This is a genomic window from Pelagibius sp., assembly GCF_965249265.1.
Classification (GTDB): Bacteria; Pseudomonadota; Alphaproteobacteria; order Kiloniellales; family Kiloniellaceae; genus Pelagibius.
This window is the reverse complement of the sequence record NZ_OZ252224.1, coordinates 3761482-3781752: the sequence shown is the minus strand read 5'-3', so window position 1 is coordinate 3781752 and position 20271 is coordinate 3761482. Positions and strand designations below refer to the sequence as shown.

Here is a 20271-nt window from a genome sequence, read left to right as displayed (position 1 = left end):
CCCCGATGGCATCAAAGACAGCTTGCGGCGGTTGCGCGGGCTGCATCTGCGTCTTTCGCTCTGTCGCATAGGGCTGCGTCAAGGCAGCGATGGCCGTTTGGTGGCGATCGACGATGCCTATCTGATCGCCGAGCCAACCCGCGACGGTTCGTTGATTGTCGTCTTTATTCACCCGCCAGAGGTGGAAGACGATACTTCGGCTGAACAGGTGCTGATACAACGCCTTCAAACCACGCTGGCCAAACAGGGGCTGCCGGTTTGGGCGCTTCGCTTGGCAACGTTCCATTGCGACGCGGCGGCGATCGATGACGGCGGTGCGATACTGGATGCCCTGTTCGATCAGCCGCTGCGGCCGCTGAGCCGTCCGCGCCTGGCCGTCTGACACCCGCCTTTCTTAAACCCAACTTTCCTTAAACCTTGCCGGCCTTCTCGTCCGTGGCGCTGCGCTCCAGGGCCGGGTAGTAGAGGCCCAGCGTGATCGCCCGGGCGATCATGAAGATCGTGAAACTCAGCCAGAGGCCGTGGTTACCGAGCATCGGGGTCAACATCCAGGTTGCCGCCAGGAAGCAGCCGAGGGAAAGCACCATGGCGTTGCGCATGGCGGCGGTGCGTGTCGCGCCGATAAACACGCCGTCCAGCAGGTAGCTCCAGACCGATACGAGAGGCGACAGCACCACCCACCAGAGATAGCTGCCCGCGGCCTCGCGAACCGCCACGATATCCGTGAACAGCGCGATGATGAGTGGCCCCAGAGCAGCGAAAATCAGGCTGAGCAGGACGGCGGCGGCCAGCGACCAGAGGCCGCAGATCATGACCGCCTGGCGAAAGGTTCGCCGGTTCTTTGCGCCATAGGCCCCGCCGGCCAGGATCTCCACCGCATGGGCAAGGCCGTCGAGGCCATGAGCGATGACAGTCTGGAACTGCAGCAGGACGGCATTGCCGGCCAGCGTCAGATCGCCAAGGCCGGCGCCCTGGGAGGTAAAGACGCCGAAAGCCAGGAGCAGCATGATGGTCCTGAGAAAGATATCGGTGTTGACCTTGAAAAGGGCGATCAGCGGCCCGCGTTCCAGCAAACGTTTCAGGTCCTCGCGGTCGGGCAGACGGCCGAGACTGTGCAGGACGATCCCGATGCCCAGCAGTGCGGCCGTCACCTCGGCGACCAGGGTTGCCCAGGCGACACCGGCCACGCCCCAGCCGAAACCGAGCACGAAGACCAGGTCCAGCACGATGTTGATGCCGTTGAGGACGATCTGCAGCAGCAGAGCGGTACGGGCCCGTTGAACGCCCAGCAGCCAGCCCAGCACGGTGAAATTCGTCAGAGCTGCCGGTGCCGACCAGATGCGGACGTCGAAATAGGCCGCTGCCTCGCCGCTCACCGCGGGGCTGGCGTCGACGGCCCAGAGCGCGAAGGAGCGCACCGGCGCCTGCAGCAGGATAATCAGCAGGCCGAAGCCCCCGGCCAGGACCAGGGGACGAAGCAGGGCGGCGCGCAGCTCGGCGGTGTTGCCGGCGCCGAAGGCCTGGGCCGTGAAACCCGTCGTGCCCATCCGAAGGAAGCCGAAACCCCAGAACAGGAAGCTGAAGATCAAACTGCCCACCGCGACCCCGCCGATGAAGCGCGGGTCCGGCAGATGGCCGACGACGGCGGTATCCACGGCGCCCAGCAGCGGCGTGGTCAGATTGGCCAGCATAATGGGCGCTGCCAGGGCCCAGACCCGGCGATGCCAGTTGCCGCTCTGGTCCCCGGGTCGCGCCAAGGCGGTATCCGTGTCGGCGGACGCACCCTTTTTAGGGGATTGCCTTTCGGGCTCTTCGGTCATGGTTCCGGGCAGTCGGGTGGCTGACAGAGCGGGGCCGGGGATCATAGGGCAGCCAAAAGGCGGTTAAAACCGTTTCGCTCAGCTTGGCGCGGCGCTCCGATGTCCCTAAGATGCCGCGCTGCTCCGGATGGGGCGGCAGGGTTCAGTCGAGCCGGCAATCAATCGAGGGGCTGCTGCGGCCTGGCGTGGCGGCCCCGCCTATGACGAGGTTTAGGGGCATATGGCAATCGAGCATCCATACCTTTTGTTTCTCGGCGATGCGCCGGACCAGTTGGCGGCAAAGACCGCACAGGGCATCGCGCATTGGCGCCCGGACTGGTGCGTCGGGCAGCTTCGCCTGGAGGGCTGTAAAGCCGACCTCGGACTGCCGGACCTGAGTCTGGAGGCAGCCAGGGAAGCCGGCGCCAAGACCCTGGTGATCGGCGTCGCCAACCGCGGTGGCGTCTTCTCGGAGGCTTGGATCTCGGTTCTCGAAAAAGCGATGCTGCTGGGCTTCGACATTGCTGCCGGTTTGCACAATCGGCTGGTCGATGTGCCGTTGTTGAAGGCTGCCGCCGAACAGCATGGCTGCCAGCTCTTCGACGTGCGCCACCCCACCCGTGAGTTCGAGGTTGCAAGCGGCAGCAAGCGCCCCGGTAAGCGCCTGCTCGCCGTCGGCACCGATTGTTCCGTCGGCAAGATGTACACCACCCTGGCGGTGGAAAAGGAGATGCTGGATCGCGGTATGAAGGCCGACTTTCGCGCCACCGGCCAGACCGGCATCCTGATCGCCGGGCAGGGGGTCTCGATCGATGCTGTCGTGGCTGACTTCATTTCCGGGGCCGTCGAATACCTCTCGCCGGCCAACGATGATGACCACTGGGATATCGTGGAGGGCCAGGGCTCCCTGTTTCACGCGTCTTTCGCCGGTGTTTCCATGGGGCTGCTGCACGGCGCCCAGCCCGATGCCCTGATCCTCTGCCATGAGCCGACACGCCAGCACATGCGCGGCTTGCCGGACTTCAACCTGCCGACCCTTCAGGCCTGTATGGATGCCAATCTGGCTGCGGCCAGGCTGACCAACCCCGACGTGCGCTTTGTCGGCATCGCGGTGAATACGTCGCAGATGCATGAGTCTGCCGTGGAGGCTTACCTGCGCCGGCTGGAAGCTGACTTCGAGCTGCCGACGGTCGATCCCTTCGTTGAGGGGGTGAAGCCGCTGGTCGACCGCCTGCAAGATTCCTGACGTGGTCAGCCTCAGCGTCAAAACCGAATCATGGCCGATCCGCGGCAGCTTTACCATCTCCCGCGGCAGCAAGACCGCTGCCGATGTGGTGCTGGTCGAATTGAGTGACGGTGTTCATACCGGTCGCGGCGAGGCCGTGCCCTACACCCGCTATGGCGAGACCATTGAAGGTGTCGTTGCCGACATCGAGTCGCTGCGCGGGCGCTTGGAACAGGGCCTCGACCGTCTGGGCCTTCAGGACGTTCTGAAGGCCGGTGCTGCCCGCAACGCGGTGGACTGCGCCTTCTGGGATCTCGAGGCCAAGCAGGCCGGTCATCCCTATTGGCAACTCATCGGCGCTTCGCCACCGGGGCCGGTAACGACCGCCTACACGCTCTCCCTCGATACGGTGGAGAACATGAGCAAGGCGGCGGCGGCGAATGCGGATCGCCCGCTGCTGAAACTGAAGCTTGCCGGACCGGACGACATGGCGCGCGTCGCCGCGGTGCGCGAACAGGCGCCCAAGGCCCGGATCATCGTCGACGCCAACGAGGGCTGGTCGGCGGCGGACTATGCGCAACTGGCGCCGCAACTGGCGGTGCTCGGCGTCGAGATGATCGAGCAGCCGCTGCCGGCGGGGGAGGACGAAGCGCTGGCCGGCATGAAACGGCCGGTCCCGGTTTGCGCCGATGAGTCTTGCCATGACACGGCAACCCTGCCTGGGCTGAAGGGGCGCTATGACATGATCAATATCAAGCTCGACAAGACCGGCGGCCTGACCGAGGCGCTGAAGCTGAAACAGGCGGCCAAGGCCGAGGGTTTCGGCATCATGATCGGCTGCATGGTGGCGACCTCCCTTGCCATGGCCCCGGCGGTGATCCTGGCTCAGGGAGCGCCGGTGGTCGATCTTGACGGTCCCCTGCTTCTGGACGGTGACCGGCCCGACGGCCTGCGCTTCGATGGCGGCTTGGTTTATCCGCCCGAAGCCGCCTTGTGGGGCTGACAGGGCCCTGGATCCGTGAGCCGGTTCAGTGACTTCTCCCTGCAGGCGGCGAGTGCCGGGTCTCTGGCGGCGCTGATCGGCTTTGCCGGCTCCTTCGCGGTGGTGTTGCAGGGGCTGGACGGCATTGGCGCGAGCCCCGCCGAAGCGGCCTCCGGCCTTATGGCTTTGTCCCTCGCCATGGGTCTCTGCGGGATCTTGCTCAGCCTCAAGACAAAGCTGCCGGTCAGCATTGCCTGGTCGACGCCGGGGGCGGCCCTGCTGGCGACCACCGGGCCGCTGCAGGGTGGCTTCGCGGCCGCTGTCGGCGCTTTCATGGTCTGTGCCGCTCTCATCGTTCTCTCGGGCCTTTGGAAGCCCTTGGGGCGCTGGGTTGCAGCGATCCCGGCCTCGCTGGCCAATGCCATGCTGGCGGGGGTCATGCTCACCTTCTGCCTGGCGCCGGTGCAGGCGGTCGCGGAGGGCCCCGCATTGGCCCTGCCCATCATTCTCACCTGGGCCCTGGTCTGGCGGTTCAAGCGGCTCTATGCCGTGCCCGCCGCCCTGGTCGTCACCATCGTTGTGATCCTCTTGACCAACGAGCTGCCGCCCTTTGAGCCCGCTTATCTCATTCCCCAACCGGTGCTGGTCGTGCCCGAGTTTTCGCTGGCGGCCGCAATCGGCATCGCGCTCCCGCTTTTCATCGTCACCATGGCCTCGCAGAACATTCCCGGCATTGCCGTCCTGAAAGCCAACGGCTATCACCCGACGCCGGGGCCGCTTTTCGCCGCGACCGGGGTTTTCAGCCTGCTCTCGGCGCCCTTTGGCGGGCATGCGGTGAACATGGCGGCGATCACGGCGGCACTCTGCGCCGGTCCCGATGCCCATGCCGATCCGCAGCGCCGTTACTGGGCGGCCCTGGTCTCCGGCATCTTCTATGTCCTCTTTGGCTTGGTTGCGCCGGTCATTACGGTCTTCGTGCTGGCCCTGCCGACCTATCTGATCCTGGCGGTCGCCGGGCTCGCTCTGCTCGGGCCCTTTGCGTCGGCCCTGACCGGCGCCTTGGAAGAGACGGAGGATCGGCTGGCCGCGGTGGTGACCTTTGTCGTCACGGCCTCGGGTGTTTCTTTCCTGGGGGTGGGTAGCGCCTTTTGGGGATTGCTCGCCGGTCTCGGGCTTTATGCCCTGACCCGTTGGCGTGCTGCCTGAAAGACAAGCCGGTTTTAGGCAGCCGCAACATCGCTCAGGAAGCGCTCGACCTCGCTTTTCAGCGCATGAGTCTGCTGGCGGACGTCATGGGCATTCTTTGTCACTGCATCGGCAGAGTCGGCGGTGGTCGCGACGGCGTTGGAGACCATGCCGATGTTGCGGTCGACATCGCCGGTGCAACTGGACGCCAGTTCGACATTCTCGCAGATGCCTTTGGTCGCTTCGCCCTGATGCTCGATGGCCGAGGAAATCGAACCGGCGGCGGTGTTGATTTCCTCCATCGTCTCGGCAATGGCGACGATGGCGTCCACGGCCTCGCCGGTCGATCCCTGAATGCCGGCGATCTGGTTGGAAATTTCATCTGTGGCACTGGCGGTCTGATTGGCCAGGGCCTTCACTTCGCTGGCGACGACGGCGAAACCCTTGCCGGCTTCACCGGCGCGGGCGGCTTCGATGGTGGCGTTGAGGGCCAGAAGGTTTGTCTGCTCGGCGATGTCCTGGATCAGCTTCACCACGTCGCCGATGCGCCCGGCAGCTTCGGACAGGCCGGTAACCTTTTCGTTGGTCAGGCGCGTCTTTTCGGTGGCAGCCCTTATCCTGTCGGAGGTGCTGGAAATCTGGCCGGCGATTTCCTGGATTGAACTCGTCAGTTCCTCGGCGGCGGAGGCCACCGAGCCGACGTTGCCGGCGGCAGTGCCGGACGAACGCGTGGCGTCGCCGGTGCGTGCCGAAGTCTCTTTGGCGCTGGCGGTCAGGCTGGCGGCTGTGTCCTGCATGACGGCCATCTTCTCGTCGACAGCACTCAAGATGGTAGAGGCCTGTGCGTTGAAGCCGTCGATCAGCGTTTCAATGCGGCGCTGACGCGCTTCCCGGGCGGACTGTTCCTCTCCGGCTTTTTCCGCCAGCTTGCTGCGCTCGACCACGCCGTCACGAAAGCCGGCGATGGCCTGGGCAACGGCGCCGATCTCGTCCTTGCGGCCGGCCTGAGCGAATTGAACCGAGGTATCGCCTGCGGCCAGGCGCTCCGCACTGCTTACGAGGTCGACCAGCGGGCGGCTTAAGCCCCTGGCCAGCAAGAACGCACCGCCGATACCCAGACATGTCAGGACCAAGGCGAGGCCGAGGCTGAAGAGCAAGACGGCATCCATGGCCATGCCTGTGGCCAGGGTTTGCCCGGTACCGTCCTCGCCTGCCAGGGCGATGGCCTCATCGATGGCCCGCATCATGGCCCTGCGGTGGCGTTCCATACGCTCCGCGGTCGGTATTTCGGAAGCCGTCTTCAAGCCGAGGACAACCTCGGCGTCGCTCCGCCAGGCAAGGTAGGCCTGATTGAGAGCGGTGGCCGTTGCGCGCATCTCTTCCGAGAGCGCGGCCTCGGGCAGATTGGCGATGGCGGCGCCCAGTGGCGCTGCTTGCGCACGGAATGCGGTTTCGATCTCTTCGGGTGCGATGAACGAGGTCATTGCGGTGACCCGCTCGACCACCGCGTTCGCTCCCTCGAAGTGGCGCAGCGTCGCTTGGGCACTCTGATTGACCGAGAGGGCATTGCCGATGATCGCCTCGACTTTGGTCTGCTCCATCTTCGCCTGGAAGGCGATGAAGCCGGCCAGGAGGAGGGCGAAGAGCAGTGCACTCAGCAACGGCAGGAATATTTTTGTTCTGATCGACATGGTCGGCCCCCGGTACTTGTGATTCAGCTGCGTTGTTTCGCTAAGTGCTTCAATTGGGAAGATTGGGCATCGGCGTTTCCGAGACCTCGGCGGTGAGTGCCTGCAAAAAGGCGAGAAGGTCATCTCGCTCCCGATCACTCAGCTCGAAGGGAATCATGTGCTCGGAGCGCGACGGCCTCACGGCACCGCCGGACTCGTAGTGCCGGATGACGTCTTCCAGATCAGCCACCGAACCGTTGTGCATGAAGGGTGCCCGATAGGTCAGGTCGCGAAGGCCGGGAGTCTTGAAAGTATGGCGGTTGCCGGGCATCGAATCATCGACTGCGGCGCGGCCGATGTCGTCCGTATAGAGGCCGATGTCGTGGAAGCGGTTGTCGGTGAAGTTCCAGCCGGTGTGACAGACGGCACAGTTCGCCTTTCCATTGAACAGGCGAAAACCATTGACCGCAGCCGCGCTCATGGCGCCCTCGTCGCCATCGATCCAGCGGTCGAAGGGTGCCCAGCCCGACACGATGGTCCGCTCGTAAGTGGCAATGGCGGTCAGGATTGTTTCGCGGCTGACGCCGGTTCCCGGAAACAGGCGCTCGAACCAGGTCCGATACTCGGCAATGTCGGAAAGCGTGGCGATGATCTCGTCGAACTTGCCGTTCATTTCCACCGGCGCCGTGATGGGGCCGGCGGCCTGTTCTTCCAGGTCGGCGGCTCTGCCGTCCCAGAACAGCGGCGTGACCCAGGCCATGTTCAAGGTGGTCGGCGCGTGGCGGCTGAGCGGTTCGTTGAGGCCGCCCACCGCCAGTTCGACCGGCGCTTCGTAGCCGAAGGAGGGATTGTGGCAGCTCGCGCAGTTCATGTTCTTGGCGCCGGAGAGGCGCGGATCGAAGAACAGCATCTTGCCGAGCGTTGCGAGTTGCGGCGAGTAGGGCGCACTTTCGGGAAAGGGAATGGCCGTCGGGCACTTGTAGAGGCTTCTGAGCGCCTCCAAATCGATGCTGTCCTGACCCCCGGTATCCTGTGATGCCGTGGCACTTACGGCGCCCGCAAAGGCCGCAGCCGCCAGTAAACCGGCCAAAACAACTACCCGTATCATCCGCTACTCTTACCCAGCTTGGCAGCCCACAGCGGCAGAGTTGAAAGTAAGTCTCCGCTGTTTGCTTATGCGTTCATATCAGCGGCGATGTTGCTGAATTGTTAAGTTCGATAGATCGCCGAAGAGAAAGGCAAGGGGATGAGGCGTAGTTTCAAGTATCTAAGATAGCTATACTGTCAAATTTCTTCTTTATTATTCGATTAGATTTACGGCTGCGTTGCACCAGGGCTACGATCTCGTCTCCATCGGTTTTCATGCTGCGTTGATTGACGGGAGCGAGACGGTAAGCTGCTCCCAACATGATGCACCGCCACATTGATATCTATTGCGAAAGGGTCGGGCCGGAATTCTGGGCCGAGCCACTGAATGCCGTTTCGAATCTGGCATTCATCCTTGCGGGCGGGCTCCTGGTTGTCGCGTTCCGCCGGGAGGGGGCCACCCTGCGCAGCGACCCGGCCATTGCCGCGCTGATCGGATTGGTCTTCTTCATCGGGGTCGGCAGCGGCCTGTTCCACACCTTTGCGGTCGTCTGGTCCATGCTGGCTGATGTCATCCCCATTGCCGCCTTCATTCTGCTCTATATGTACCTGGCTCTGCGCCGGCTCGTCATGCTGCCGCTCCAGGCTTGCCTGCTGATTCTGCTCGTCGTGCTCGCTCTGGTGATCGCCATGCCGCTTCTTTTCGGCTTCAGCGTCTCGACCTATGCCGTCGCCCTGGCGGCCATGATGATTGTCGGTGGCTTCCTGCATTTCAGCCGCAAGCATCCGGCCGGGCGGCCTATCCTCGTCGCCGCCCTGGTTTTCGCGGTGTCACTGAGTTTCCGGACCGTCGATTTACCGCTTTGCGAGGTGCTGCCGATCGGCACCCACTACTTCTGGCATGTCCTGAATGCGGTAGTGCTCTATTGGCTGACCCGGACCATGATGCGCCACGGGCGTCAGGCGACGGCGGCTTAGGAGGCGTCCTTTTTCCAACCTTTATCGAAGGCCACACGCTCGGCGCCGGTGAAGCGGCGTTGACGTTCCAGTTCGGCTTCCAGACGGTCTTTTCGTGCCTTGGACAGCTTTACCTTGGGCTCCAGCCAGAGGCCTTTCACCCGCAGCAGGCCGCTGTCGCGCTCGTGCTTCATATCGATGCGTCCGATCAGCCGCTCGCCCTCCAGCAGCGGGAAGACATAGTAGCCGTAGCGGCGCTTGGCCGCCGGCACGAAGACCTCGATCCGGTAGTGGAAACCGAAGAGACGTTCGATTCGCTTGCGGTCGCGGATCAGCGGATCGAAGGGGCTGAGGACTCGCAGGCGCTTCGGCACCTCCGGCAGGTCTTTCAAGGGGTCGGTGGCGGCCCAGCAGTAGGCGGTGCGGGGCCGCCCGTTCCCTTTCGTCCTGGCGTTCTCGACAAGAACTTCCTCCAGCTCCCCACCTTTGCGTGCCAGGCACCAGGCTTTGGCTTCTTCGGCCGAGACCAGATCCCAAAAGGCGGCGATTTCACCGGAGGTGGCGAGCCCCAGCCGGTCGAGAGCGGCACGGCAGGCCCAGTCGACCGTTTCCGCCGCCGTCGGCTCGGCGCTGCGGTGTTCGTCCGGGATAACCCGCTCGGTCAGATCGTAGACTTTCTGGAAGCCGCTGCGGGCCGTCACCGCGAGCTGTCCGCTGTGCCAGAGATACTCCAAAGCGGTCTTGGAGGGATGCCAATCCCACCAGCCGCTGCTGCCCTTCGCCGTCTTGGGGTCTTCGTTGCCCAGGTCGCGGGCGAGGGCCGGGCCGTTCTCACGGATATGCTGAAGCACAGTCTCCACTTCGCTTTCGAAGTCACCGCGCCGAGTCTTCCCCCAACGCTGCCGGAGCGTCTCTCCCCGGACCGCGAAGCGCCGCTTCCAGTAGGGGAAGAAGCGGCTGGGAATGACCGAGGCGTCGTGAGTCCAGTTCTCGAACAGCGCGGCCTCCTTCTCGATCAACCGGCTGAGTTGTTTATGCCGGTAGGTCTGATTGCGCGCGAAAAGGATCATGTGGTGGGCGCGCTCCACGGTCTGTATCGAGTCGACCTGGACGAAGCCGAGCTTGTCGATCAGCGAGAGCAAGTCCGAATCGCCGATCTTGCGGTACGGCTGTTCGCAGAGTCCCTGGCGCTGCAGGAAGAGGCGCCTTGCCGAACGGTTGTCGATGATCCTTGGGTTCATGCCTTGTGCCGGGTTCCTCAGCTTCTGTTGCGCCGCCAGCCGCCGCGCCGCCGCGGCTGACAGACATGCCGGGTCATGCGGTCTGCAGGATAGGAGGCGGTTTCTTTCAGCATCTCGATGAGGCGTCCGCAGGCGCCGCGGGGCTGCGGCTCTTCTTTCAGTCTGTAGTCGTCGATCAGACGCCGCGCAGCCTGGGCGGGGTCGCGCCCTTCGCCCAGGCGCAGAACCCAGGCGAGCACCACGTCTTCCGCCGGGCCGGGAAAGGCTTCGCCCATTTCAAGGACTTCCCGAATCATGCCACCGGGATCGTCCGGCGAATCGTGCTTGGAGATGTAGCGTACGCCCATAGTCTAGGTTCGCTGCAGAAGGTTCAGACGGCTTGGTATCTCGAACCAGAAAGCGTCGTCGCGCTGTTCCGCCGCCGCCATAAAGGCCTGCCGCAACGACTCCTCGCGCGCCTCGACCGCCACGCGGCGGGCCGGATCGACGGAGACCAACCCGTCGCGGAATGCCTTGAAAGAGGGCAGGCGGTGGGGCGCCCGATAGACGAATTCCTCCTGCTCCGCCAGGCTTTCGCCGCTGCAGGCCTGCTTCACCGCATCGTAAGCCTTGGCGCGCACCAGGGTTTCGTCCTCGATCGGTTTCACCATCTCGAAGAAGGCGCCCTCGGCCAGAGGTTCTTGGACATAGATCCAGCCGCCGGAGCGGACAACCCGCGCCGCTTCCGCCAGGGCCGCGCCCTGCACCTCGACCGGCACATGGTGCAGGGAGTTGAAGAAGACCAGCCCGTCAAGGCCGCCATCGGGCAGCGGCAGGGCCTCGCCGTAGGCGCAGAGATAGGTTTCGTCACCGGCGGGCTCCGCCGCCATGGCGCGGGCCAGTTGCTGCGCGCCGGGCTCGATGCCCACGACGGTCGCGCCGGCCCGGGTCATCGCCCGCACCAGGCCGCCGTCACCGCAGCCGACATCGGCGATCTTTGCGCCGGCCAGCTTGACATGCTCGCGCAGCACGGCTGTGTGTTTCATCAAGGGAACTTCAGGCATCATGTCTTTCTTGTTTTGGCCGGGCACAGTCTAGGCGCTGCCACGGGGGTTCGGCCAGCGCTTCCTCCGGGGCTCCCGGCAGGTTGGTGCCAGACAACTGACACCTCTCTGTCATGCTTGGCCGCTATGTTTATTGGTATCGATTTTCAGAGGAGAGGCTGTGTTTTCGTTACAGGGTAAAAAGGCTTTGGTGATCGGAATCGCAAACGAGGACTCGATTGCCTATGGCTGCGCCAAGGCTTTTCACGAGCAGGGCGCGCGGCTTGCCATTACTTACCTGAACACAAAGGCGGAACCCTATGTCCGCCCCATCGCCGAAGCGTTGGATGCTGAAATCTGTCTGCCTTTGGATGTTCGTGAGGACGGGCAATTCGCTCAGCTCTTCGATGCCATTGGCCAAGTCTGGGGCGGCCTGGATGTCTGCCTGCATTCCGTTGCCTATTGCCCGCGTGAAGACCTGCACAACCGGGTTGTCGACTGCTCACGCGACGGATTTACCACTGCCATGGATATCTCAGTCCATTCCTTCATTCGCATGGTCCGTGGCGCAGAGGCCATGATGCCGGCAGGCGGCACCTGCATGACGGTTTCCTTCTACGGTTCGGAAAAAGTGGTCGACAACTACAATATCATGGGTCCGGTAAAGGCTGCGCTGGAGTCGGTGACCCGTTACATGGCGGCGGAGTTGGGACCTAAGAAGGTCTCCGTCCATGCACTTTCTCCCGGTCCATTGAAAACCCGCGCCGCTTCGGGAATCGACAGATTCGACGAACTTCTCGCCCGGGCTGCGGCGCAGGCACCGACCGGCGAACTCGTGAGTGTTGCTGATATCGGCGCTTATGCTGCATTTCTGGCCAGTCCGGAAGCATCGAACCTCACCGGCGGCGTTCACTACATCGATGGTGGGTATCACATCCGCGGATAGTCATCGGGCTTGCCGCATTGGGCCGCCGGCCTTGCAGGCTGGCGGCGATGCTTTAGGCTGTCCGCCCGATGACCGAGCAAGAAGAAACCTTCCCCGAGATCCGGCAGAGTTTGCGTGCACTTTGCGCCGGCTTTCCCGGCAGCTATTGGCGTGAACTGGATGCCGAGCGCGCCTATCCCGAGGCCTTCGTGAAGGCGCTGACCGAGGCGGGTTATCTCGCAGCCCTGATCCCCGAAGACTACGGCGGCAGCGGTCTGCCCCTTTCCGCGGCCGCGGCGATTCTGGAGGAAATCCACAAGGCCGGTTGCAACGGCGCTGCTTGTCACGCGCAGATGTATACCATGGGCACCCTGCTGAAGCACGGCAGTGCGGAACAGAAGCAGCGCTGGCTGCCGGGGATCGCCGAGGGAACGCTGCGGCTGCAGGCTTTCGGCGTGACCGAGCCGACCAGCGGCACCGACACCCTGAGCCTCGCCACCACGGCAAGGCGCGATGGCGGGCGTTACATCGTAAACGGACAGAAGGTCTGGACCAGCCGGGCCGAACACTCCGATCTCATGCTGCTGCTGGCGCGCACGACACCGAAGGAGCAGGTGAAGAAGAAGGGTGAGGGGCTCTCGGTCTTCCTGGTCGATCTGCGCGAAGCCGCCGGCAAGGGCATCACCATCAAGCCGATCCGCGCCATGATGAACCACGCCACGACCGAGGTCTTTTTCGACAACCTGGAAGTGCCGGCCGAGAACCTGATCGGGGAGGAGGGCCGGGGTTTCCGCTACATCCTCGACGGCATGAATGCCGAGCGCATTCTGATCGCTTCTGAATGCATCGGCGATGCCCGCTGGTTCATCGCCAAGGCCGGTGCCTATGCCAGCGAGCGGCAGGTTTTCGGGCGGCCCATCGGACAGAACCAGGGGGTGCAGTTCCCCATCGCCCGCGCCTATGCCCAGTCCGAAGCGGCGGCCCTGATGGTGGCGCAGGCGGCCACTCTTTTTGATGCGGGCCAGCGCTGCGGCAAGGAGGCCAACATGGCCAAGCTGCTGGCCTCCGAAGCGGCCTGGGCAGCGGCGGAGGCCTGTCTGCAGACACATGGCGGCTTTGGCTTCGCCGAAGAGTATGATGTCGAGCGCAAATACCGGGAAACCCGACTCTATCAGGTGGCGCCGGTCTCCACCAACCTGATCCTCGCCTATCTGGCCGAGCATGTGCTCGGCATGCCCCGCAGCTATTAGTCGGCACAAGAGAATGACGATGAAGCCCGTTCTGCTCGGCCCCCTCTATAGTGTCTATGTCCGTATCGTGCGAATCACCCTGATCGAAAAAGCCGTCGCCTACGATCAGGTTACTTTTGATGTGTTCGATCGGGCCGACTGGCCCGACGACTGGCTCGAGCGGCAGCCTTTCGGCCTGGTGCCGGCCTTCGAGCATGACGGGTTCCGGCTCTATGAGGCGCGCGCCATCACCCGCTACATCGACGAGGCTTTCGACGGCCCGGCCTTGCAGCCCGATGATCCGCGCGGCCGGGCCCGCATGGAGCAGGTGATCTCGGTGCTCGACGGTCAAGGCTACTGGCCGATGGTCCGGCAGATTTTCATCGAGAGCATCGAGCGTCCGCGCAACGGCGAGGCCGACGAGGCTGTCATCGCCGCCGCGGTCCCAAAGGCCGCGCGCTGTCTCGCCGCCCTCGCCGGTCTGATCGGCGATCAGCCCTATCTGGCAGGGCCCGCCTTCAGCCGTGCCGATGCCCACGCGGTGCCCATGTTCCAGTATTTTCTGGAGGCACCGGAGGGACAGCAATTGCTTCAGGCGCAACCGAGCCTGTTGGCATGGTGGCAGCGGGTTGCGCAGCGGTCCAGTGTCCAGTCCACCTACGTCCCGCCGGATCCGCCATGACCAAGCCCCTGGATGGACTGATCGTCGTCAGCTTGGAACAGGCGGTGGCGGCGCCCTACTGTTCCTGCCGTCTCGCCGATGCCGGGGCACGGGTCATCAAGCTGGAGCGGCCCGAGGGCGACTTCGCCCGCGCTTACGACCGCGCCGCCAAGGGGGAGAGCGCCTACTTCGTCTGGCTGAACCGGGGCAAGGAATCCATCGCCGTCGACCTGAAGACAGCCGGCGATCTGGCGCTGGTGCAACGTATGATCGCCAAGGCAGACGTCTTCATTCAGAATCTCGCCCCCGGTGCGGCGCAACGCCTCGGCTTGGGGTCCGAGAGGTTGCGCCAGGCCGATCCGCGGCTCATCACCTGCGATATCTCCGGCTACGGGGAAAGCGGTCCCTATGCGCAAATGAAAGCTTACGACCTGCTGGTGCAGGCGGAGAGCGGTCTGGCGTCGATCACCGGACGGCCGGAGGGGCCGGGGCGTGTCGGGGTTTCGGTCTGCGACATCGCCTGCGGCATGTATGCCTATCAGGCCATTCTGGAAGCGCTGCTGCGCCGCGGGCGAACGGGGCAGGGGGCGGGGCTGGCCGCCTCCCTCTTCAGCGGCATGGCGGACTGGATGACCGTGCCCCTGCTGCACAACGACTACGGTCCCGGCGCCCCGCAAAGGGTGGGGCTGAACCATCCAAGCATCGCGCCCTATGGTGTCTATTCCTGCGCGCGCCGGGAAGACTCAGAGGATCAGGAGATCGTCATCTGCATTCAGAACGAGCGGGAATGGGTCCGCTTCGCCGGGCAGGTCCTGAAACAGCCGGGGTTGGTCGACGATCCCCGCTTCCACGACAACACCGCGCGAGTCGAGAACCGCGACGCCCTCGACCGGGAGATCGAGCGCTGCTTCAAGGCACGTGACAGGGCGGCGGTCGTGGCGCTTCTGGAGGCCGCTGACATCGCCTTTGGGTCGGTGAACAGCCCGGCCGACCTGAGCGCTCATCCGCAGTTGCGTCGGGTGATGGTCGAAACCCGCGCAGGCCCGATCGAACTGGTGGCGCCGCCGGTGGCGGAGCGCGGCGTCGCCCCGGACCTTGGCAGCGTTCCCGCGCTGGATGCGCAGGGTGCGGCGCTGCGGCAGGAGTTCGGCGCATGAGCGGAACCCGGGATGATTGGTCCGATTGGTCCGATTGGGTCGGCCGCCGGGAAGAGGCCCGCGACAACCTGGATCTCAACCGGGCGCGGGCCTTGCAGGCGACTCTGGACGACTCTGGGGGTGATCCAGACGCGATGTTGGAGCCTGGAGCGGCGCTGCCGCCGCTCTGGCATTGGGCTTATTTCTGGTCGCTGGCGCCGACCGCCGGCCTGGGCCCGGACGGCCATGCGGCGCGCGGTGAATTTCTGCCGCCCATCGATCTGCCGCGGCGCATGTGGGCCGGCAGCCGGGTCGCCTTTTCCAGGCCACTCGCGCTCGGCGCGACCGTGACGCGGCGCTCGACCATTAAGTCGGTGACGCAGAAGACCGGGCGCAGCGGGCCCTTGGCTTTCGTTACCGTCGAACACGTGCTGTCCGACGGCGCGGAGCCCTGCATCGTCGAGGAGCACGACATCGTCTACCGCGAGGCGGCGGCTGCGGGCGCGGTAGTGCCGCCGGGCAAGCCCGCCCCCGCGAACGGAAGCTGGGTCCAGACCGTCTCCCCTTCGCCGGTGCTGCTGTTCCGCTACTCGGCGCTGACCTTCAACGGCCACCGCATCCACTACGACCAGCCCTATGCGACGGGGGAGGAAGGCTATCCCGGCCTCATCGTCCACGGGCCGCTGCTGGCGACCCTCATGGTGGGGCTTGTGCGGCGTGAACTGCCGGCGGCGCGGGTCACCCGTTTTGCCTTCCGCGCCCTTCGCCCGATCTTCGATCTGAAATCTTTCACCGTCTGCGGTGCGCCCGACCAGGAGTCCAAGCACGCCGATCTCTGGGTCACCGATCCCGACGGATATCTCGCCATGCAGGGCGAGGCGGAGTGGGTCTGACGACGACCCGCTGTCATTCAAACAACCGCGAATCGCAACGAGGATAGAAATGCTTTTGGACGTGCGTACCTACAAGGTGAAGCCCAATACCCTGAAGGCTCACTTCGATCTCTATGAGCGCTACGGCAAGCCGGCGCAGGCCCGTCATCTCGGCCAGCCACTGGCCTATCTGCGCACCGAGACCGGCGATCCCAACGAGTACATCCATATCTGGGTTTATGAAAACGCCGGCGACCGGGAGAAGAAGCGCGCCGCCATGCAGGCCGATCCCGACTGGAGGGATTATCTCAAGCGCTCGGCGGAGCTGGGCGCCCTTATCTCTCAGACCAACAAGCTGATGATGCCGGTCGACTTTTTCGATGCTCCGAAGCGCTAGGTTGCGGTGATCGATCCCACCGCTGCGGCGAAGCGATCCAGTTCTTCCTCGCTGTTGTAGTAGTGGACGGAGGCGCGGAGGAGATCGCGCAGGCGCCTTTTGGTCGCGTCCAGCAGCGTCGAGTTCGGATCGCTGACCGAGGTGTTGATGCCTTGGGCGCTGAGGCGTTCCCGGATTTCGCTGGCTTCCATTCCCTCTGCCTGGAATACGCAGATGCCGCAGCGGCGGCTGCCGATGTCTTGCACCGTCACACCGGGGAGGGCGGCGAGCCGTTCGCGCAGGCCGTTGGCCAAGGCGCCGACCCGCGCCTCGATCTCCGGCAGGCCGAGGGCAAGCGCATAGTCGACGGCGGTGCCGAGTCCCAGCACGGCGGCGTAGTTGTACTCCCAGTTTTCAAAGCGCTTGGCGTCGGGCCGCAGCTCGTAACGGTCAGCCGCCACCCATCTGGCGGCGCGCAGATCCAGGCTCGGCGGTTCGATCCGGTCCAGGAAGCCGCGCCTGACATAGAGGAAGCCGCTGCCGCGCGGTCCGCGCAGGTACTTGCGCCCGGTGACGGAGAGCAGGTCGCAGCCGAGCTTTTCCACATCCAGATCGATCTGCCCGGCCGACTGACAGGCATCGAGCAGGAAGGGAATGCTGTGGGCACGCGCCACCCGGCCGATCTCTTCCGCCGGATTTACCAGGCCGCCGTTGGTCGGTACATGGGTAACGGCAATCAGCTTCACGCCGGGCTTGGCGCAGGCTGCCTCCAGGTTCGGGATCGAAAGTTCGCCCTCCGCAGTGGAGGGGATGGTTTCGATGACCAGGCCTTTCGTTCGCGCCAGCTTCAGGTAGTTCAGATAATTGCTGGCATATTCCGCCTCGCCGGTCAGCAGGCGGTCGCCGGGCTGGAAGTCGAAAGCGAAGAAGGCGGCGTTCCAGGCCGCCGTTGCGTTCTCCATCAGGGCGATTTCGTCCGGTGCGGCGTTCAGCAGGCGCGCGATACTGTTGTAGACCAAGTCGATTTCGTCGGCCGCTTCTCTTGCCGCTTCGTAACCGCCGATCTCCGCCTCGCGGTGGATGTGGGCCAGTTGGCGCACCACGACGGCGTCGGGCATCAGCGCCGCGCCGGCGTTGTTGAGATGCAGTACATTTTTACAGGCCGCCGTGTCAGCCCGGACCTTTGCAAGATCGATCACCTTTTGCTCCCCTGCCGCGCTTTTCCCTGTCGGGTAGTTAGCGGGGGCGGGGCGGTGATGGCAAGCTGGGCGTCAGCTCTTGCTTCTGGCTGCTTCGCGCGCTGCCTTCAGCGCCGCCTGGCGTTCCCGGTTGGCGCGGTGCCGCTCGGCGCGCCAGGCCTTGAAGACCTTGGCGCGATAGCCGTTGGCGCGCAGGATGGTGCGGGAATGATAGTGGCCCACCGCACGAGTCCAGGAACGTGCCTCTTCGCGCAGCCCGGCCAGAAAGGCGGCGGCGTATGCCGTATTGCGGGCGGGATCGAAAGCGGCTTCCAGATTCTCGAAGGCTTCGGGGTGGTGGTAGAGGTTCACCTGCATGCAGCCGACGTCGATGTTGCGCACGCCCCGCGCTTGTAGAGCCTCGACCGTTTCAATCGCCGCCTGCTTGCTGGGCAGAAATCGCCCCTTTCCCTCGGCCATAACCGTCCAGGGCCAGGCAAGTAATTCCGAGGTCTCCCGGTTCCAGCGCCCCGATTCGGTCTTGGCGATGGCGGCCATCAGCAGAGGCGGCAGATCATGGGCCTGCTCCGCTGCGCGGGTGCTCGCTTGGCAAAGATTCCAAGGATTATCAATGCTTTCGCCTGCATGTGCGGGGGTAAGAGACCCGGCAAGGGCGAACAGCGCCAGAGCCAGAATCGCCGATGCGGTCAGATTCAGCGCGCCTGCAGGCTCGTTTGGATCGTGCTTTTTCATACCAGGAGAAGAGCAACAGGCGTGCCAAGTAGCGTCCGCGGAAGGAGCCGAGGCAGGCCCGGGCCCGGAAAACTGGGATTTTTTTGTGCGACGCAAAAGAAGTAGCGAAAACTGATTAAGCGCTGCGTTGTTGAATTGCGAAACTTATATGTAAATCAATGAATTGCTCAAAATGAAGTTGAAATCGTCTGCCGGCGCGCGCATATTGTGCACTGCGATATGGGAACGCTTCGGCGGGCCCTATCGCAGTTCCATAGGGCATTTCCTCCCTAAACTTGGGCCGCGCTTGTCGCGGCCCTTTTTTTTGGGTCGGAAAAGGCTAGGACGCTGGGAGTGTGCCGTCGCCCTGACCCAAGGGCCGCTGCATCAGGACGGAATCGAGCCAGCGGCCATGCTTGAAGCCGATCGCGCACAGGCACCCCATCTGCTGAAAGCCGTGTCGCCGGTGCAGCCTGATCGAGGCTTCATTGGCACTGTCCCCGATAACGGCGATCATCTGCCGGTACCCCAGGTTCTCACAGCGCTCTATCAGGGTGCCGAGCAGCAGACTGCCGATCCCGCGCCCGCCCTGGTCGCGGCGCACATAGACGGTATTTTCCAGAGTAAAGCGATAGGCCGGGCGCGTGCGGTAGGGGCCGGCGGAGGCAAAACCAATCAACTCGCCGCTGTTTTCCGCCGTTTCGGCGACCAGGTAGGGCAGGCCCCTCGACTGCGCTGCCTGGAGGCGGCGCTCCATCTCCGTGAGGTCGGGTGGAACTTCTTCGAAAGAGGCAAGGCCGTGGATCACGTGGTCCGCATAGAGTGCCTGGATCTGCGGGCAGTCGTCGGGATCGGCGTCGCGCAACAGGACGCCGGCGTCCTCTCGCGGCGCCACCGTCATCCCTTTGTGGAGCGCAGTTGTTTGGGGCCGAGGGCGCCCAGGGCGGCCACGACATCGCGCATGTCATGCGCCAGGGTGTTCAGCGCGGGGCGCCGTTCCATGCGCGACTCGTCCATATAGATCTGGCGGTTGATCTCAATCTGCAGGCTGTGGATGTTGGCCTCCGGACGGCCGTAGTGCCGGGTGACGAAGCCGCCGGCATAAGGGCTGTTGCGCACAACCCGATAGCTCTTGCCCGCCAGCGTATTCTCGACCGAGGCTGTAACGGCCGGACTGCAGCTTGTCCCGTGGCAGTCACCCAGCACAAAGGCAACGCGGCTGGTTGCGCAGCGACCCTGCCCCGGCTTGCCCACCGACGGCATGGAGTGACAATCGACCAGAATGCAGTACCCGAAACGCTCCTTGGTTTGTTCGACCAGCGCGCGCAGCGCCTCGTGATAGGGCCAGTAGCAGGTGCGGATCCGCTCCAGCCCTTCCTCCAGACTCAGCTTGTCCTTGTAGATATCGGCGCCGTTCGCCACGACCCGCGCGATGGTGCCCAGCCCCGCCGCAACCCGCGGTGAGCGGGTGTTGGCATAGGCCGGCAGTTTGTCTTTGAAGACCGCCGGGTCCAGCTCATAGGGCTCGCGGTTGGGGTCGACAAAGGCGCGGGGAAACAGGGCGTGGATCAGCGGGGCGCCCATCTCCGGCGCGCAGGCGAAGATCTCCTGAACGAAGCTGTCCTCCGACTGCCGCAGGCTGACCGGGTCCAGGCGCGAAGACGCCAGAAACTCAGGCGAATAGTCGCAGCCGCTGTGCGGCGAGGCGAAGACCAGCGGCAAGCTCTGCTGTGTCGGCCAAAGGATCTCGTGGGTCTCGTCCGCCGGGTGGAATTGGCCCGCTCGGGCAGTCGGCGCTAAGGCATCCATAGTATTAAAGCGCTTGTTTCCATTGTGTTCCCGGGCGTCGCAGAGCCGGCCTCCCGTTGCAAGCTTGCACCGTAAGGGCCCTGCTGATCAATGGCGGCTTTCCTGTGGGGCATCCTGACATTAAGCTCTGCTTGGTACCAGCGTGGTATTATAGTTTCACTGGCCCTGGCGGATTCGTTTCTCTTG

The 20271-nt window shown here is 64.2% G+C and carries 21 protein-coding genes; 11 read left to right on the top strand and 10 right to left on the bottom strand.

All coding sequences use genetic code 11. The annotated features are described in order from the left end of the window. The first annotated feature begins 100 nt into the window (after nucleotides 1-100). The gene (locus tag ACP146_RS17985; RefSeq protein ID WP_425032958.1) at nucleotides 101-382 is read left to right on the top strand and encodes a hypothetical protein; all 282 of its coding nucleotides are present in this window, start codon (nucleotides 101-103) and stop codon (nucleotides 380-382) included. 28 nt (nucleotides 383-410) lie between these two features. On the opposite strand, the gene ACP146_RS17980 is transcribed toward ACP146_RS17985, so the two are convergent. Further along, entirely contained in the window at nucleotides 411-1757 is a 1347-nt protein-coding gene (locus ACP146_RS17980) for an MATE family efflux transporter (RefSeq protein WP_422368127.1), read from the bottom strand. A gap of 283 nt (nucleotides 1758-2040) precedes the next feature. Between ACP146_RS17980 and dgcN the strand changes: the two genes are divergently transcribed. The 3 genes from dgcN to ACP146_RS17965 are packed head-to-tail and all read left to right on the top strand — an operon-like array spanning nucleotide 2041 to nucleotide 5212. Then, complete coding sequence (gene dgcN, locus ACP146_RS17975) at nucleotides 2041-3045, top strand: N-acetyltransferase DgcN (protein ID WP_422368126.1); 1005 nt, start codon at nucleotides 2041-2043, stop codon at nucleotides 3043-3045. A 1-nt stretch (nucleotide 3046) separates the two neighbouring features. Then, on the top strand, nucleotides 3047-4027 hold the full coding sequence (gene dgcA, locus ACP146_RS17970; protein WP_422368125.1) for an N-acetyl-D-Glu racemase DgcA: 981 nt from the start codon (nucleotides 3047-3049) through the stop codon (nucleotides 4025-4027). Nucleotides 4028-4042: 15 nt separating this feature from the next. Next, on the top strand, nucleotides 4043-5212 hold the full coding sequence (locus tag ACP146_RS17965; protein WP_422368124.1) for a benzoate/H(+) symporter BenE family transporter: 1170 nt from the start codon (nucleotides 4043-4045) through the stop codon (nucleotides 5210-5212). Nucleotides 5213-5226: 14 nt separating this feature from the next. Here ACP146_RS17965 and ACP146_RS17960 read toward each other — a convergent pair whose 3' ends face one another. Both ACP146_RS17960 and ACP146_RS17955 read right to left on the bottom strand, forming a co-directional pair. Beyond that, complete coding sequence (locus tag ACP146_RS17960; protein WP_422368123.1) at nucleotides 5227-6882, bottom strand: methyl-accepting chemotaxis protein; 1656 nt, start codon at nucleotides 6880-6882, stop codon at nucleotides 5227-5229. Between the two features lie 49 nt (nucleotides 6883-6931). Then, nucleotides 6932-7969, bottom strand: coding sequence for a cytochrome-c peroxidase (locus ACP146_RS17955; RefSeq protein ID WP_422368122.1), 1038 nt, complete (start codon nucleotides 7967-7969; stop codon nucleotides 6932-6934). A 299-nt stretch (nucleotides 7970-8268) separates the two neighbouring features. On the opposite strand from ACP146_RS17955, the gene ACP146_RS17950 reads away from it, so the two are divergent. Next, nucleotides 8269-8925, top strand: a complete 657-nt coding sequence (locus ACP146_RS17950; RefSeq protein ID WP_422368121.1) for a ceramidase domain-containing protein — start codon at nucleotides 8269-8271, stop codon at nucleotides 8923-8925. On the opposite strand, the gene ACP146_RS17945 is transcribed toward ACP146_RS17950, so the two are convergent. From ACP146_RS17945 to ACP146_RS17935, 3 genes are read right to left on the bottom strand one after another with little or no spacing between them, the layout of a single operon-like run. Continuing rightward, nucleotides 8922-10145, bottom strand: a complete 1224-nt coding sequence (locus ACP146_RS17945; RefSeq protein ID WP_422368120.1) for a winged helix-turn-helix domain-containing protein — start codon at nucleotides 10143-10145, stop codon at nucleotides 8922-8924. The genes ACP146_RS17950 and ACP146_RS17945 overlap by 4 nt on opposite strands. Nucleotides 10146-10162: 17 nt before the next feature. After that, nucleotides 10163-10492, bottom strand: a complete 330-nt coding sequence (locus ACP146_RS17940) for a hypothetical protein (RefSeq protein ID WP_422368119.1) — start codon at nucleotides 10490-10492, stop codon at nucleotides 10163-10165. 3 nt (nucleotides 10493-10495) lie between these two features. Then, nucleotides 10496-11170: a class I SAM-dependent methyltransferase gene (locus ACP146_RS17935; protein ID WP_422368118.1), complete on the bottom strand. Its 675-nt coding sequence runs from the start codon at nucleotides 11168-11170 to the stop codon at nucleotides 10496-10498. Between the two features lie 160 nt (nucleotides 11171-11330). On the opposite strand from ACP146_RS17935, the gene fabI reads away from it, so the two are divergent. The 6 genes from fabI to ACP146_RS17905 all read left to right on the top strand — a co-directional run bounded on the left by fabI (nucleotide 11331) and on the right by ACP146_RS17905 (nucleotide 16387). Beyond that, nucleotides 11331-12113 carry an enoyl-ACP reductase FabI gene (gene fabI, locus ACP146_RS17930; RefSeq protein ID WP_422369672.1) on the top strand — a complete coding sequence of 261 codons (783 nt, stop codon included), beginning with the start codon at nucleotides 11331-11333 and terminating at the stop codon, nucleotides 12111-12113. A 68-nt stretch (nucleotides 12114-12181) separates the two neighbouring features. Beyond that, nucleotides 12182-13342, top strand: coding sequence for an acyl-CoA dehydrogenase family protein (locus ACP146_RS17925; protein WP_422368117.1), 1161 nt, complete (start codon nucleotides 12182-12184; stop codon nucleotides 13340-13342). Nucleotides 13343-13361: 19 nt separating this feature from the next. Continuing rightward, on the top strand, nucleotides 13362-14003 hold the full coding sequence (locus ACP146_RS17920) for a glutathione S-transferase family protein (protein ID WP_422368116.1): 642 nt from the start codon (nucleotides 13362-13364) through the stop codon (nucleotides 14001-14003). Next, a complete protein-coding gene (locus ACP146_RS17915) occupies nucleotides 14000-15139 on the top strand; it encodes a CaiB/BaiF CoA transferase family protein (protein WP_422368115.1) in 1140 nt (379 codons plus the stop codon). The genes ACP146_RS17920 and ACP146_RS17915 overlap by 4 nt, the downstream gene beginning before the upstream one ends. Then, nucleotides 15136-16011, top strand: a complete 876-nt coding sequence (locus ACP146_RS17910; RefSeq protein WP_422368114.1) for an FAS1-like dehydratase domain-containing protein — start codon at nucleotides 15136-15138, stop codon at nucleotides 16009-16011. Before ACP146_RS17915 ends, ACP146_RS17910 begins: the two co-directional genes overlap by 4 nt. Before the next feature lie 49 nt (nucleotides 16012-16060). Next, a complete protein-coding gene (locus ACP146_RS17905; RefSeq protein ID WP_422368113.1) occupies nucleotides 16061-16387 on the top strand; it encodes an NIPSNAP family protein in 327 nt (108 codons plus the stop codon). Here the strand turns inward: ACP146_RS17905 and ACP146_RS17900 are convergent. The 4 genes from ACP146_RS17900 to ACP146_RS17885 form a co-directional block, all read right to left on the bottom strand. Continuing rightward, a complete protein-coding gene (locus ACP146_RS17900) occupies nucleotides 16384-17565 on the bottom strand; it encodes an aminotransferase class V-fold PLP-dependent enzyme (protein WP_422368112.1) in 1182 nt (393 codons plus the stop codon). The genes ACP146_RS17905 and ACP146_RS17900 overlap by 4 nt on opposite strands. A 72-nt stretch (nucleotides 17566-17637) precedes the next feature. Further along, entirely contained in the window at nucleotides 17638-18297 is a 660-nt protein-coding gene (locus ACP146_RS17895) for a transglycosylase SLT domain-containing protein (protein WP_422368111.1), read from the bottom strand. Between the two features lie 319 nt (nucleotides 18298-18616). Then, a complete protein-coding gene (locus ACP146_RS17890) occupies nucleotides 18617-19171 on the bottom strand; it encodes a GNAT family N-acetyltransferase (RefSeq protein ID WP_422368110.1) in 555 nt (184 codons plus the stop codon). Between the two features lie 2 nt (nucleotides 19172-19173). Then, nucleotides 19174-20085: an N-formylglutamate amidohydrolase gene (locus tag ACP146_RS17885; protein WP_422368109.1), complete on the bottom strand. Its 912-nt coding sequence runs from the start codon at nucleotides 20083-20085 to the stop codon at nucleotides 19174-19176. Nucleotides 20086-20271: the final 186 nt, after the last annotated feature.